The sequence below is a fragment of the Parapedobacter composti genome (assembly GCF_900112315.1).
Taxonomy (GTDB): domain Bacteria; phylum Bacteroidota; class Bacteroidia; order Sphingobacteriales; family Sphingobacteriaceae; genus Parapedobacter; species Parapedobacter composti.
Genome location: NZ_FOLL01000035.1, coordinates 1 through 13,659, shown reverse-complemented (window position 1 = coordinate 13,659; position 13,659 = coordinate 1). Strand labels below are relative to the sequence as shown.

Here is a 13,659-nt window from a genome sequence, read left to right as displayed (position 1 = left end):
TGCGGAACACCCCCCGGCGAATCGCTGGAAGGCATTGGTTATCCGGATCAAAACAAAAGTAAATTGGTGGCAAGCGCAAATCCACAGGTACTACCTGACACCGATGCGCAGACAGATGGCGCTAATAACCCAGCTTACTTTCAGCTACATCCGATTGGTCGCCTTCGCCATCGGCGTTTCACGGGCGTCGCTATTCCGCAAACCCGCCCTGCCCAGCGGCTTAATCCAAGTGTTTGTGCATGACCGCAGGAATGCCGTGTTCCGGCGCAGGGCCGTGTCAGGTACATGGCGGCATCATCAATGCCGAAAGGCCATCCCCAAGAATGGGTAGCCTTTCCGGTGCGGTCAGCCGGCAAAGCGACCAACCAGTAATTGACAATAATTCGCATATAGAAACATAAAAAGTGAGGTGTATTATGACTCGCAAATTAAAAAAATGGTTAATGACTACAACGGCCGTGGTTACCTCGGCGGCCGCCTTGTTATTGTCTCTCCAGGCAGCAGAAAATGAAGAAGCTTTACCTTCTAACTATCAGCAAAACGTGCCCTGGCAGTTCAATAGTGACAACCCCGAAGAAATCCTAGATCTTGGAGCATGGCAACAGTCGACGGAAGCACCGGAAGGTTGCGGACAGGGCACAGAACTTCCGTGTACGCTTATGGGCCCCGCTGACCCAACTGCTTTCCAAGCCCACTTGAATGCTCTCGGAGAGAGCGGGGTTTACTCGCAGAGTATCGGATTAAGAGACGCTCAATGATGGATAGGTAACATCATCGCCAAGGCAAGATTCGGAAGAGGGAAATCCCCCCTTCCGAATCGTCTTGAAGTGATTTTTTATCTGAAATACACCAACAGATCATCCGGTAAGGGCAAAGCAAAACGTGGAGAGTTGGCAGGCAATGTATAGGTCTGGCCTTTTACCGTTCTCGTCAACGATATATCTGCGCCCTCTTTGTTCAATCGTTTTATATCCATCCACCTAAGCCCCCTGAATAAGAGTTGCTTCCGCCTTTCTTCCAAAACAAATAGAAGGGCCTCTTCTGCCGATGCCGCGGTGAACGGCACAAATTCGTCTCGCCGCCATCTCGTTTCCAACAAGACATTCATGTCTTGCATCGATTCTTTCACGTTATTGTCACGTGCGAGGCACTCGGCTCTCATAAGATACATCTCGTCTGTAGTTACCCCCGTGTGTAAACTTGCGCTTCCGAAATAGCTTCCCCTGAACGCCATCAACCCATCAGCCTGTTGCCTGAAAAACAACATCCGTCTTAGATCATCGTCGTCGAAACTGCCGTAAATAGACTCCGGTATTCTCGCCCTGCTTTGCGCCAATACCTGCCCCGCAGGCGATCCCCGCTCAAAAATAACTTCGACGTTATGGCGTGGCATTGGAAAATTAGCTGACGCGTTTAGCTCGTTGTAATCGATGAGTTCGCTGTTTAACATCAAGCATGAATCAGCGTAACGAAGCGCATTCGGATAGTTCCTCATCCAAAGATACGTTCTTGCCAAAAGACCGTACGCGGCGGGTTTGGATGGTCTGACCTTTGCTACCGGGGCAACAGGCAATAGAGGTATTGCGTCTTGCAAGTCGGAGATGATCCGGTCATACGTCTGTTGGACGCTTGCTCTGACGGAGGGGGCGTTGAAATCTGCTTCCAGCCTCAAAGGTATTCCCGTATCGGTCTGGGCCGTTGAAGCATCGTACGCTACCGACCAAATCTGTACGGCATCCAAGAAAGACAAAGCCCGGAAGAACAAAGCCTGGCCCCGAATATCATCCCATTTCGCCTGATTATTTTCGGTGCGCTCGATATCCGGCAGGTGTTCAAGCACTGTATTGGCCCTGTATATACGGGTATACAGGCCCTCCCAATCATTGACATTTGGTCGGAACACGTCACTTTCCGCCCAGGTATAAAGCCGTTGATCTTGTTCATAAGACAAGGATTCCCAACCGTTGTCCAACAGATAGTAGTTGTCTGCACTTACCAAATGGGAATTGGGACCGATTGTCATTGATTGATGGTCGAACAATGCTTGTAGATCGTCAAGACTCGTGATTATAGCCAGACTTTTGTCAGACGGTTCATTCAAGTACTTTTCACAGCCGCCGGACAAAAAGCCCAGGCATACCGCAAAAACGGCCAATGCTTTATGAAAACCAATGCCGGTCATGTCATATCGTATTTTCATTTTCAGAATAGTTTTTTTATCGTTATCCCAATACAACCAGTTATTTACAGACTAGCCCTTATTCCAAATGCGTAAATCGTTGGCGGCGGGGTCCGTCTGAGGCTGCTGTTGTAATCGGGATCAATACCCTGTCCGTTGGCCCGCCAAACAATTCCAATGTTACTTACGTTTGCGTAGATAGTTAAGCGGCGAAATGGGCCCGCGGGCGGGTCTGTTTTCCCAAAGTCATATGTTAAGTTAATGTATTGCAGGCGGATATGGTCGCCTTGCTCCACCAAAATTTCCGAACCCGCGTAAAAACTGTTTTTGTTGAACGCCGTCGGATACACCATCGCTGGAACCTCGGTAAACGCCTCATCTCCCGGTTCCTGCCATCGCTGCGCAAAGTCGGAATGCCCCACCCAATTCGTGAACAACTCCTGGTAGTTAATGGAATGCCGCCGGAAATAATAGCCTAACTTGTATACAAATGCGAAATCCAATGATATACCTTTGAAACTAAACGTGTTCCCGAACGAGCCATACATAGTGGGGGTAGCCGGACCATGGTAAACAAGGTCTTCCAACTGTGTGGCTGAACCGGTGAGCTGAGCGTAATTGTTGCTTATCTCTCCATTTATATAGCCCCTTGGCTCACCCGTTTGAGGGTCAAGGCCCGCCCATCGATAAGAATAGATAGCATACACCGGCTTACCTTCTACCCCCGAAACCTGCACATTAGAAGGAGTGTTTACAAAATTATTCGCATTCCTATTTGCCAAATAGTATTCGGTTATCCTATCACGGGCGGTACTGAAGTTAAAATTGGTGTGCCAGTTCACCTTGTTACCGCTGATGTTATGGCTCCTTAGCGCCACATCCATCCCCATCCCTCTCATACTGGCTGCGTTCTTGATAACCGTTGGCCCGATGCCCCCGGTATAGTCAAGCACGGCGCGGCCGAAAAGATCCATCCCCCGTTTATAAAAGAAGTCAACGCTGCCGGACACCCTGTTTTTTGCAGTTCGGAAATCCAGGGCCAGATTGGTCATACCTGTTTTTTCCCATCGCAGTTCCGGATCATGATAGCTCTGAAAAAAAGCCATGGGACCCTGGGTGAAATTGTTAGTTACGGGCTGATAGCCAATAGTTGTCACAGCAACCATCGAAGGGCTTATATTCCCGGAAAAACCATATGTCGCCCTTATCCTTAAGTAGGGAACTACACGATTGGAAAAAAAGGTTTCCTCTGATATATTCCAGCTGGCTCCTATAGACCAGAAAGGATTCCATTGGTCGTTAGTCCGCAGGCCAAAGAGATTGGACGCATCGCGCCTACCGCTTGCAGAAAGGGAATAGCGTCCTCTATAGGTATAGGACGTGTTGGCAAAATATGAAATGAAATTTGTTGTCCTATCCGATACGGCGGTCACATTGGGTATAAGTTGTAAACTGCCGCCATTAATGTAGGGGTACTGCCTTGCAAAATCGATCTGAGCTGAGGTCAATGTCCTGACATTGAAACCATACAACCTTGAACTGCTCCCGGAAGTGTTTGAGCTTCGCAATTCCCACCCGCCTATTGCCGCAACCTCGTGAGATTGCCACTTGCGGTTAAAGTTTGCCTGGAGGCGGAGGTTGTTGGATTCCAACCGCGTGTACCGCTGATCCAAAATCCCGCCTGCGGGCACAATGCGAGCGACGTTTCCGCTTTCATCTATCTGGGAAAATCGGTTCACCGTGTTCCTTGCCGCGTAGCTCTCTGCACCGCTCAGATTATTTATGTCGGTGCCCTGCCGTTCAAAAAGGTACTTCAAGTCAACGTCAAGCCCCTCCAGCATCCGGAAGTTTGCTCCAAGGTTAAGCAGTATGTCATCCACGGATGTCCGTTGTGAAACATGCTTGTAGTCATCCAACGGATAATACTTCCAATCGAGTAGCCCACCATTGCCCACGGTATCCGCCCACAACGAACGTACATCCCTATCGATAGGAAGTGCGCGTCCCTTTTCATCCGCAAACCGTGCATAAGGATAGATATATTGGTCATTCCTGCCTATTTCACCGTAGCCTGGCCTACCATTACCGCTTACAGTGTGGGTATAAAGGATGCTGCTGGTTAACGCCAAACGTTCGAAAGGCCGGTAAGTGTTGTGGAACCTGACATTATACCTTCGGAATTTTGCACCGAGGTTGTCCATGTTGTTGTCCATACCGGCAGATGCTGTCCATGCCAAGCGTTCACTGCCGCCTTTCAGGTTCAGGGAATATTGCTGGTCAACGGAGCGCTGGTACATATAACGGCTAAATTCATCACGGACATCATATCCGCGAAACCGGTCGATAGATTGGTCTATTTCCTCTTGTTCGGCCGGGTTGGCTGACTGCCGCCTGATTAACAGTTCCACCACCGGAGAAAGTGCCGGTCTTGTCACCGAATTGATTTGGCTGGTGTAATAATTGCTTTCGAAAAGCATCCGTTCCACATCGATAAAATCGCTCGATGATATTTGCTGGATGTAAGATAAATTGGGTTTACTGCCTACCCGAACATTTGTATTGAAGTCAATCGTTATCGGCTGGTTGAAGCTGCCTCTTTTTGTAGTGATAACGATTACACCGTTTGAAGCTCTGGCTCCCCATATCGAGGCGGCAGCTGCATCCTTCAGTATAGAGACACTTTCGATATCATTCGGGTTGATATTATTGATATCGCCGTCGTAAGGAAAATTGTCAACCACTATCAGTGGCCCCATCATGGTGGCGGTCAACGTATTGATTCCTCTGACGTTAATGATTTCACCCGCCGAGGTGCCCCTGTCTACGGCCAGCCCGCTGGCGACGGCTTCCAGACGGCTCAAAACGTCCACACCCACCTGTTTGTTGAACGTTTCGCTATCAATATGGCTGAAAGAGCCGGTCAGGCGTTCGCGGGGCAATGATTGATATCCTGTATAAACTTCTACTTCGTCAAGCAGGGTAACATGCTCTTTGAGCAAAACTGTAATTGATTTTGCGGTGCGAGCAACAGTCATGCGCAAGCGCTCATATCCGATGGCGGTGATTTCCATTTCAGCAGTATCTCCAGTAAAAGTCAAGGCAAATTCACCATCCTTGTTGGAATGCACTACCATATCCGTTTGTAATACACGGATAATGGCACCTGTAATCGGCTGCTTGTCCTTTTCAGCTCGTACAGAACCGTTGACGGTGTTCTGTGCGGCAGCTTGGTTAAACGAAGACAAGCATATTAGTATAAAATAGAGTCTTTTCATATAGTTTATTGAAGTGGTTAACTAATTGGCTGGCTTACACATACGTCATTCAGTTGACACGATTAAACCGGGTTGGATTCAAGAATGAACATATTTAACCATCTGTAATCCTCTTCAAGCCTGAGATTCTGCCGTTCAAGTTCCATCCTTATGGCCGAAAGATCAGGCGTACCAGGGAGTTCAAGGTCAACGTTTCCGGCATAGCCTGTTTCATCAATCACGAGGAACGGAACGTCGCGGTTATCATTAAGACGGCTTACGAAATATTTAATGGGGCTGTTAGTAAAAACCGAACTTTTCGTTCTTGCCGAAAAAAGGCTGATTACCGGGGGACCGCCTTTGGTTTTGATGCCATCCAATCCGCCGCCCATCGCTTTCAGGACAAGGCATTTTATTTTGCGTTTTTCGATTCGCCCCTTTAAGCCGGTATATCGATTCAGGTCAGCCAGCATGTAATCATACAGTGAGTCTGCTTTTCGTACCGGAACGATCAGCTCATAATTATATAAGCCGTCCGTCATCCGCATTGCTCCCTTGGAACCCTCTGGTTCCACCAACAGCCTTTTTTCGTAAAACCGTTCACCATTTCGCTCGAACAGGTGGTAGGCTACCGTTTTATAGATACCCAACATACTGGTGTTCGTAAGCGCACGGCCGCGCACCACGCCGTTTTCCTTTCTGAACCGGTTGCCGCTCGGCAGGCCATCGTACTTGCCTTTCGTGAAAACCGAATAATGGGTAAGGTCGTCCAGTTGGATGGCATCGGATAGGAACAGCGGCCTTTCGGGGTCGATATCATTTTTAACCGGTATACCGATATTGTCGCCATCCAATAACTGCCGGATGTTCTCTGCGGTTACACGCTCGCTGGTAGTTATTGCTCCAACGCTTCCAGCCGGCGATATCCATACGTAATGCGGGACACCCCTGTGCGGGAATGCGGCTTTGAGCAGCTCATCCGCTACCACGGAATAAACGCCCAGCGGCTGCATGGTCTTGTTGGAGGAAAGGAAGGGAACCACCTTATCGGCGGTTTCGTAGGTTACCGGAATCACCGCCATTTCACCGGCATGTTCTTTTTCAAGCCGATGTATCCTCGGCATGGCAGCGATGCAACTGCTGCACCACGTAGCCCAGAAGTCCAATATAATCAGCTTGCACCGGTAGTCATTAAGCGTGATGGCTTCCTTGCCTTCCGGGTGGTTTACCACCTGCAATGGCATATGCCACAGGTATCCGGGGATGGAATCGCCGATTTTGAGCGGTATAATGTCTGCTACTGCCGTAGCCGCAGGCTCCGCCTCTTGGGCGGAGGCCTGCTTCACGGCATACAAACACATGATCGTTACTGCAGCCAATAGGCTACTATATCTTTTGGAAAGGGCATACCCCTCCCCTATGCGTAAAATTCGCTTCATGTAGTTGCTTGATTTCTAAGTGAAAATTTGGATGACTATTAACTGATTTTCACTTTGATCAAGCTGGTTTGCGGATTACATTTTTGTGCAGGTTCACCGTGGAAATCAGCCACGCAACGGAAACAATGGCAGATTCCAAGCCCCCTTGGGGACAGTGGCTGTTGGTTAGGTAATGGGTTCTTTTCATCGGTCTTATTGCTCAGTTTATGCTGGCGTTGACCGATGAATCTATATATCAGGAAAGGCTGCGGAGTAATATCGAATAGCGATGGGCCGCGTACCTTGTCCCCCACCGAAGGCCCTAGGAAGCCGCATAGAGAGAACAAGAGCCAGCCCATCGCTACCCGCAAAGGTAGTGATTGGGCATTGGACTCCTGAACTTGCTCTATTGAAAATTTCCTAGGTTTTCGATGGCAAGTTTCAGTGTCAAACACCAAAATAATTCGAAGACATACGACTGCTTGCATGTCTTTGACGCGGCTAATGTAGGAATGATTTTACAAAAATACAAATTTCTTTACGCATGTTTTATAATATGGATTATGTCGGTCATGACAATCTTCGCTCATGGCTAAAATTACGCGGCTTTCTCTTTTCATTATTAATAGAGCAAAATTTAGAAGACTGGTCAAAGGTTGGTCAGCTGAACGGGTATCCCTAGAAATGAAACTCTCACGAGGATATGTTGCCATGATGGAAAGGGGTTACCTTTCGACCCAATATAACACACATGAATATCCTAACCTGGCCAAAGCTCTCGATTGGACCGTCGCAGACCTCCTCCCTCCTGCTGATTGGGATCTCGGCGATGGCACCAAAGTGGAGAAAAAAGTATTGAGCCTAGCAAACCCAGAGGATATGCGGCTGGTCCTTGAAGGGATGATTGAGGATGGATATTTCGACGAGCCGAAGTCACTTCTGGAAACCGTCAAGCACTTGTACATCGACCGTGAGGGGAAGGAAATGGAGAGGCAGGTGTTAGAGCGGGTATTGGAGGAGTTGGTAAAGGAAGATAAGCTCCAAAAAAAGGAAGGTTATTTAAAGAAGTAAATTTCTATCAGCCAACCGTTTGAAGCATGACTATTTGAAAATAAGAGTAATTATAGCTACCTTTGCTTCTGTTATGAAAAAAGTTCAAAAAAATAAGGCTACTATTATCAAGTCTTTGCATCAAACCGCAAAGAACAAGGAGATGGTACGTTCTTATTTGAAGGGCGAAACAAGCTTGGATGTGTTAACCAAAAAAGGCATCAAGTTTGCAAAACCGTTATGACTATTCTTTTGATGAAGAAACCTTAACCTACAACTTCATCACCAAAAACGGCATTACTTATCGTGTGGCTTTTGTCGCAGATGAATCGCTTTCGCTGGTAGCGGAAGCAGTGTTCGACAACATTTATCAAATAGTCATTGAAAAGGCTTCCGATTCCCTGGAACCTTTGGATAATCTGGTCTCCAAAACAGTAAATGCTATTATTGTCCGCTTTTTTGAAAATGTACAACATGCCCTTCTTTATGTCTGTTCAGACAGTGAACACAAGGCCGAAATCCGATATAAAGCATTCGATCGCTGGTATAGAAACAGCGATTATCGCGAATATATTGTAAAAGTGGATAATCCTGTATCCTATGTCATCGATGGCCATCCTTATACATTGTACACTTCGCTTTTATACCATAGAGACCATCCTTCAATCCGTTCAATATTGGACGTATATAGCCAACTGGAAGCAATACTGAACGCAGAAAAATGACCGTCTCCTAAACTGCTTTTGCAAAAGTTTAAAACGCCGTACCTTTGCACCAACAGTACACGCCACGCTACCCTTTGGAACAGCGTCCAAGGGCGTTTTTTTACTTTATGACTCCTAAATGATTGTTACCACCACCAAGAAAAGCGTACGCAAACCGGCGAGTTCATACGTGAATATTTCACGAATGGACTATGAGCTGGTGTGCAACGTATTACTGCTGTTGGAAGAAACAGGCATGGACGACGAGGAAATTTCTTTTTTGCTCGGCAAACGCAACCAATATTTCTTTAAATTGATAGATCCCCGGAAAAAGCAGAAGCTAAAAACCGACCAAGCGGATCCTCTCGCTCCCATCTTTGGCAAACCACACAACCAAATTATACCACTCAATGTAGCGCCTGGAGAAATGATTCAGTTGCACCACGCCACACGGACGGTGGACGAGGATGAGAAAAGCAAAACAGTGACCTTTAGCCATATCGTTTACCCGGAAGACGGCGGCGATGGTAAAAGGGTTATCTGGCAGAAAACGTCCGTGAAGGGAGAACGCTATAAAATCAAAAGCGAAGTCTTATCATTTTTGAAGGCTAAGGTAAGCGCTGGTTACTTTAGCAAACCGCGCCTGGCGTTGCCATTATATTTGGAAATGAAACGGACCCTGGAGCCCCGATCGTTCGCTGCAATGGATTTGGAGCGGGCACTGGCGAAATTGCTGCGGGGCAAGGGTGTGTTGATGTGCGACTCTTTCGATTCGCAAGAACACTATGTTGAGCGCCACGAAATCTTCGCGGCGCAGCCTGCCGATGTAAGTCGGCTGCTGGAAATCTGGGAGGCGTCTGTCCGGGCCACACACCATTTCCTGTCGGAGGGCGATATCCGCTATTTCCTTCCCTTGGTACGTGACAAATACATCCCTTCGCTGGAGGTTTACGGCATCCGCAACCTTGATGATAAAATTATGGGTTTCATGGGCCTTGCTGAGAACAAAGTGGAGATGCTATTCATACACCCTGACGACGCTGGTCGTGGCCTGGGGGCTTTCTTGATAGCAAAGGCCGTGAAACTGAAAGGGAAGCCGCTGTTTGTGGATGTAAACGAACAGAACCCTGCGGCAATCCGGTTCTACGAGCGGATAGGGTTTAAGTCAATCGGCCGATCTGAACTGGATGCTACCGGCAAGCCTTTTCCGATTATCCATATGGAGCTGCCGGATAGCGGGGCCGAAAAAGGTGAGGAATAGAATTGGATATGGGGGCTTCTGACCCTCCGACATTTTTTTATTACATTAGATTTGCCAATATATTCACAAGCCGATCAAGGTAGGATGCTGCTGCTTCCTCGGTTTTGGGATTATTTTCACTAAACATCGTATAATCAGGTGTTTGTTATATTAATCCGCATGAAGTTGTTCGGTCAGCCATCGTTTTAATAGCTCCATGATCTCAGGGGATACCGTCTCATCCAATTCAAACACCTCGGTGTCACTCTTGCCGTTTGAGGTTTGCAAAAAGTGGTTCACGCGGGCAAAGCATTTGGGTTCTAACTCAACCGGCCACCGCCCAATCAGAGAGTCCAACCGTTCTTTCTCTTCCGGAAAACTTATGCGGTTGTCATGGCCTCCATAAACCGCCAAAACAGGACAGCTGATGCTTGGAAATATCGCATCGGGATCATAGGATAATATGTAGTAGCGATCTCGGGTAAAATAGCGCTCGAATGTTTCTTTCAACATTTTCTCGATGGCTTTTTCATCCCCCACATTTTCCCGCGTTAACCCCAAAGCAGCTAAGGCCTCTTCATCATCCCTATTGCGCTGCAGCCAATGCTTAACCTTCTCCAGGATCAGGTCCGCAGCCGCCCATTTGGACGGTGCATCCCGAATGGTAAGGAAAATTTCAGTTATCAAGCCAACCGCCTTCTCTTTGGATGAATGTGACATGTCCCTAAAAAAAGTTGCAATGTGTTTTACAAAGAAATCCGGCCCCGTAACGGAAATGGGGGACCCAAGTGTTACCACGGCTGCGAGATCGGGAACAGCAACAGCAGCATCCATAGCAATTAGCCCTCCTTGACTATGCCCGATGATCCCCATCCGGTTTTTGGCTACGCGCCCATGCCCCCTCAGGAATTCGATGGCGCACAGCGCATCATCCACGAAATCCACATCGGCACCTGGCGCCTCCACCGTCTCCCCCACGTTGCGGTCATCCAGCCTGAGCACGGCAATGCCGTGCCGTGTGAGATAATCGGCGATGACCAAATAAGGATCATGAAGAAACATATCCCCGTCCCGGTCCTGCGGACCAGACCCTGAAATGATCAGAACGGTAGGATACCGCCCCCCTCCCTCCGGATAGGTAAACGTACCGGCGAACACCACCGAACTGTCACGATTGGCAAAGCGCACTTCCTCTTCAACATATGGAAAGGGACGCGTTGGTGTCTGAGGCCGATGGGCTTGCAAATTGAACCTGCGGAAAGTCATCCTCCGACTTTGGCCATTTCGCTCGAATTCACCTACGATGGCATCCCCTTCCAACTTCCCTTCAAAGGTGTCTTTCACCTTGGGATGATTACTCCAAAAGTAGACCGAATCACCACTGAAGGAAACTGTATCGAACCACATCGTAGCCCGAAGATAGGTCGCTTTTGTAGAAACAGCCAACTTCCCGCCTTCCATCGCATCCAATTGCAGTATGTGCTTGTAGAGAACGTCGTCTAGAGAATCTTCAGCGGTCCATACACCGCAGACAGCTTCAATACTACGTTGCTGGCCGCATGAAACGGCAAAAAAAGGCCCAATCAGCAACAGCACAAAATAAGTTAACCGCTTTAAGATAAGAAAGTCAACAGGCATATAAACCCCAAATAAAACGGGATAGTCTAATCTCCGCCAATTAATTAAAGCCATCGCGACTACCCGTAAACGTAAACATGTACTGTGGGGATCCTACAAGCACCTTTACATCTTTGGCTAATGTGATGGCATACTGCGTGTGGTTGGTAACCCTCGCATAAACCAATGTGCACATGGACCTGCGTTGCCGTTTGGCGTAATGCCCTTCAAGCGGTATGGTGCCGTAATCTACGGTCAATGATTGATCTGCATGCCGCTGAAGAGCAGGCGGTTGGGCAGTAAATTCTCTAAAAGCCGTTGCGCAGGAGCAGAATAGACCTCCAGCCACAACAAATAAGAGCAGGTTGCCAATAAATGGATTAGTCATATTGATTAAAAATTAAAGCCTTGCTCATCTTTCTTTCTTCAAAGACTCTTCGCTTTCGCTCCGTTATAGTCCTGTAAAATGGCTCGCACCAACATAGGCAAGCCGACTGGGACGTATAAAAAAACAAGCACAGCGTACGAGTGTAATAACTGTCTTAGAAAGCCTGAAAAACCTCACTGCTTATTCCATGATTTAGGCTGTTGCTATCCGATTCCTTAGCAGTCAATACTCCACCGAAATCTTGCTCCGAAATTAATCAACTAATTGAAATTATAAAGTGACTGTGTATGAAATTGCTGTTAAATTTTTGGTGCCGATTTATTAAAAACAGTTAGAGTTCATTCCAGAACGGAGGTTTTTCGGACAGCGAATTGACGACTTCAATAGGTGTTTTTACCTGGGAGCGGTGCGGCCTGTATCCACGTTTAGTTTTTAGGTATTGCAATTTATATACCGGGTCCTTATTTCCATTTATTTTACGCTACCGATACCTTTTCAAAATCTACTCCTGTTAGCTTCGCCTGCTGCATAGCATTTTTTAAAGTTTCACTTACGTATAAACATGAAATCACCGAATCGCTATTTTTAAATGCTCCGGTTTTTCAGGGAGGAGGTCAAAATTGTAAACAAATTTCAATTCCTGTATGGTGCGATTAAAGGCCCCTTCAGCCGCTCGGTGATATCGGCCATAAGGTATTTCAATTCCTGTATGGTGCGATTAAAGGAAGTATACGACATGCTAAACCGAATAGCAATATCGGGATTTCAATTCCTGTATGGTGCGATTAAAGGGACTCGGGGGTGATGGCTTCTTTTATCTTCAGGTAAATTTCAATTCCTGTATGGTGCGATTAAAGGAATGCCCAGCGTGTTTAAAGCGTCGCGTTGCTCATATTTCAATTCCTGTATGGTGCGATTAAAGGCTACCCCGACGGTTTGGGAGCGGGTAAAGTACGCTGATTTCAATTCCTGTATGGTGCGATTAAAGGTTAACACACTTGTAATTAACCGCAGGCTGCAAGTTCATTTCAATTCCTGTATGGTGCGATTAAAGGACGTCGGGTCAGACCGCTCTACAAGCGTCTGGGCATATTTCAATTCCTGTATGGTGCGATTAAAGGTCTTAATCTCATGGAAGACGTGACACCACAGATTTATTTCAATTCCTGTATGGTGCGATTAAAGGCGCCGGTTACCTGAATATCAGCCGTAAGGCCCTTGAATTTCAATTCCTGTATGGTGCGATTAAAGGAACAAGAACTTTTAGAACAATAAAAAACCCCGCTGTATTTCAATTCCTGTATGGTGCGATTAAAGGCTAAAATAGAATGTAAGTATGCGTCACCAGGTGCATTTCAATTCCTGTATGGTGCGATTAAAGGTTAGTATTTCTAACGCCTTTTTGTTTTCCACGTCTATTTCAATTCCTGTATGGTGCGATTAAAGGCTGCGCTTTTGAAGCTCAATGGATTGTTTACAACTGTATTTCAATTCCTGTATGGTGCGATTAAAGGCAGCAATACAGTTCGTAAAGAACAGATATCGGTTCTATTTCAATTCCTGTATGGTGCGATTAAAGGTGTTCTGTGGGCGCCAAAAATATTAGTTCCAAAGTTATTTCAATTCCTGTATGGTGCGATTAAAGGTGTGCTGGATACACTGTCCAGCTACATGTGGCAACATTTCAATTCCTGTATGGTGCGATTAAAGGCGGTGTAATCTTCCCCGAAAACAGCTACGAATATTAATGTAGTTTTATAATTTAGGGACAATGAAAAAGAGTAGGTTTAGCGAAAGTCAGATCATCAA

At 47.0% G+C, this 13,659-nt stretch carries 10 protein-coding genes and 1 CRISPR repeat array; of the genes, 5 read left to right on the top strand and 5 right to left on the bottom strand.

Annotated elements, in window-relative coordinates; all coding sequences use genetic code 11:
- Together BM030_RS19985 and BM030_RS19145 are read left to right on the top strand one after the other, a co-directional pair.
- A partial coding sequence (locus tag BM030_RS19985; RefSeq protein WP_170845844.1) for a hypothetical protein occupies positions 1-331 on the top strand: 331 nt, incomplete at its 5' end.
- A gap of 112 nt (positions 332-443) precedes the next feature.
- Positions 444-758 (top strand): hypothetical protein, encoded by a 315-nt coding sequence (locus BM030_RS19145; RefSeq protein ID WP_139215960.1) that lies wholly within the window; start codon positions 444-446, stop codon positions 756-758.
- A gap of 77 nt (positions 759-835) precedes the next feature.
- Here BM030_RS19145 and BM030_RS19140 read toward each other — a convergent pair whose 3' ends face one another.
- The 3 genes from BM030_RS19140 to BM030_RS19130 form a co-directional block, all read right to left on the bottom strand.
- Positions 836-2,200: a RagB/SusD family nutrient uptake outer membrane protein gene (locus BM030_RS19140; RefSeq protein ID WP_139215959.1), complete on the bottom strand. Its 1,365-nt coding sequence runs from the start codon at positions 2,198-2,200 to the stop codon at positions 836-838.
- 44 nt (positions 2,201-2,244) lie between these two features.
- The gene (locus BM030_RS19135; protein ID WP_090975214.1) at positions 2,245-5,454 is read right to left on the bottom strand and encodes a SusC/RagA family TonB-linked outer membrane protein; all 3,210 of its coding nucleotides are present in this window, start codon (positions 5,452-5,454) and stop codon (positions 2,245-2,247) included.
- Positions 5,455-5,516: 62 nt separating this feature from the next.
- Positions 5,517-6,872, bottom strand: a complete 1,356-nt coding sequence (locus BM030_RS19130; RefSeq protein WP_090975213.1) for a TlpA family protein disulfide reductase — start codon at positions 6,870-6,872, stop codon at positions 5,517-5,519.
- 663 nt (positions 6,873-7,535) lie between these two features.
- Between BM030_RS19130 and BM030_RS19120 the strand changes: the two genes are divergently transcribed.
- The 3 genes from BM030_RS19120 to BM030_RS20090 all read left to right on the top strand — a co-directional run bounded on the left by BM030_RS19120 (position 7,536) and on the right by BM030_RS20090 (position 9,866).
- Positions 7,536-7,922 (top strand): hypothetical protein, encoded by a 387-nt coding sequence (locus tag BM030_RS19120; protein ID WP_139215958.1) that lies wholly within the window; start codon positions 7,536-7,538, stop codon positions 7,920-7,922.
- A 206-nt stretch (positions 7,923-8,128) separates the two neighbouring features.
- Positions 8,129-8,626: a DUF6169 family protein gene (locus tag BM030_RS19115; protein ID WP_090975210.1), complete on the top strand. Its 498-nt coding sequence runs from the start codon at positions 8,129-8,131 to the stop codon at positions 8,624-8,626.
- 118 nt (positions 8,627-8,744) lie between these two features.
- Positions 8,745-9,866 carry a GNAT family N-acetyltransferase gene (locus tag BM030_RS20090; RefSeq protein ID WP_211657668.1) on the top strand — a complete coding sequence of 374 codons (1,122 nt, stop codon included), beginning with the start codon at positions 8,745-8,747 and terminating at the stop codon, positions 9,864-9,866.
- 150 nt (positions 9,867-10,016) lie between these two features.
- Here the strand turns inward: BM030_RS20090 and BM030_RS19105 are convergent, their stop codons facing one another.
- Both BM030_RS19105 and BM030_RS19100 read right to left on the bottom strand, forming a co-directional pair.
- The gene (locus BM030_RS19105) at positions 10,017-11,483 is read right to left on the bottom strand and encodes an alpha/beta hydrolase (RefSeq protein WP_170845843.1); all 1,467 of its coding nucleotides are present in this window, start codon (positions 11,481-11,483) and stop codon (positions 10,017-10,019) included.
- 40 nt (positions 11,484-11,523) lie between these two features.
- On the bottom strand, positions 11,524-11,850 hold the full coding sequence (locus BM030_RS19100; protein ID WP_090975208.1) for a hypothetical protein: 327 nt from the start codon (positions 11,848-11,850) through the stop codon (positions 11,524-11,526).
- 630 nt (positions 11,851-12,480) lie between these two features.
- A CRISPR array of direct repeats spans positions 12,481-13,561; the repeat unit is 30 nt; unit sequence ATTTCAATTCCTGTATGGTGCGATTAAAGG.
- Between the last annotated feature and the right edge of the window lie 98 nt (positions 13,562-13,659).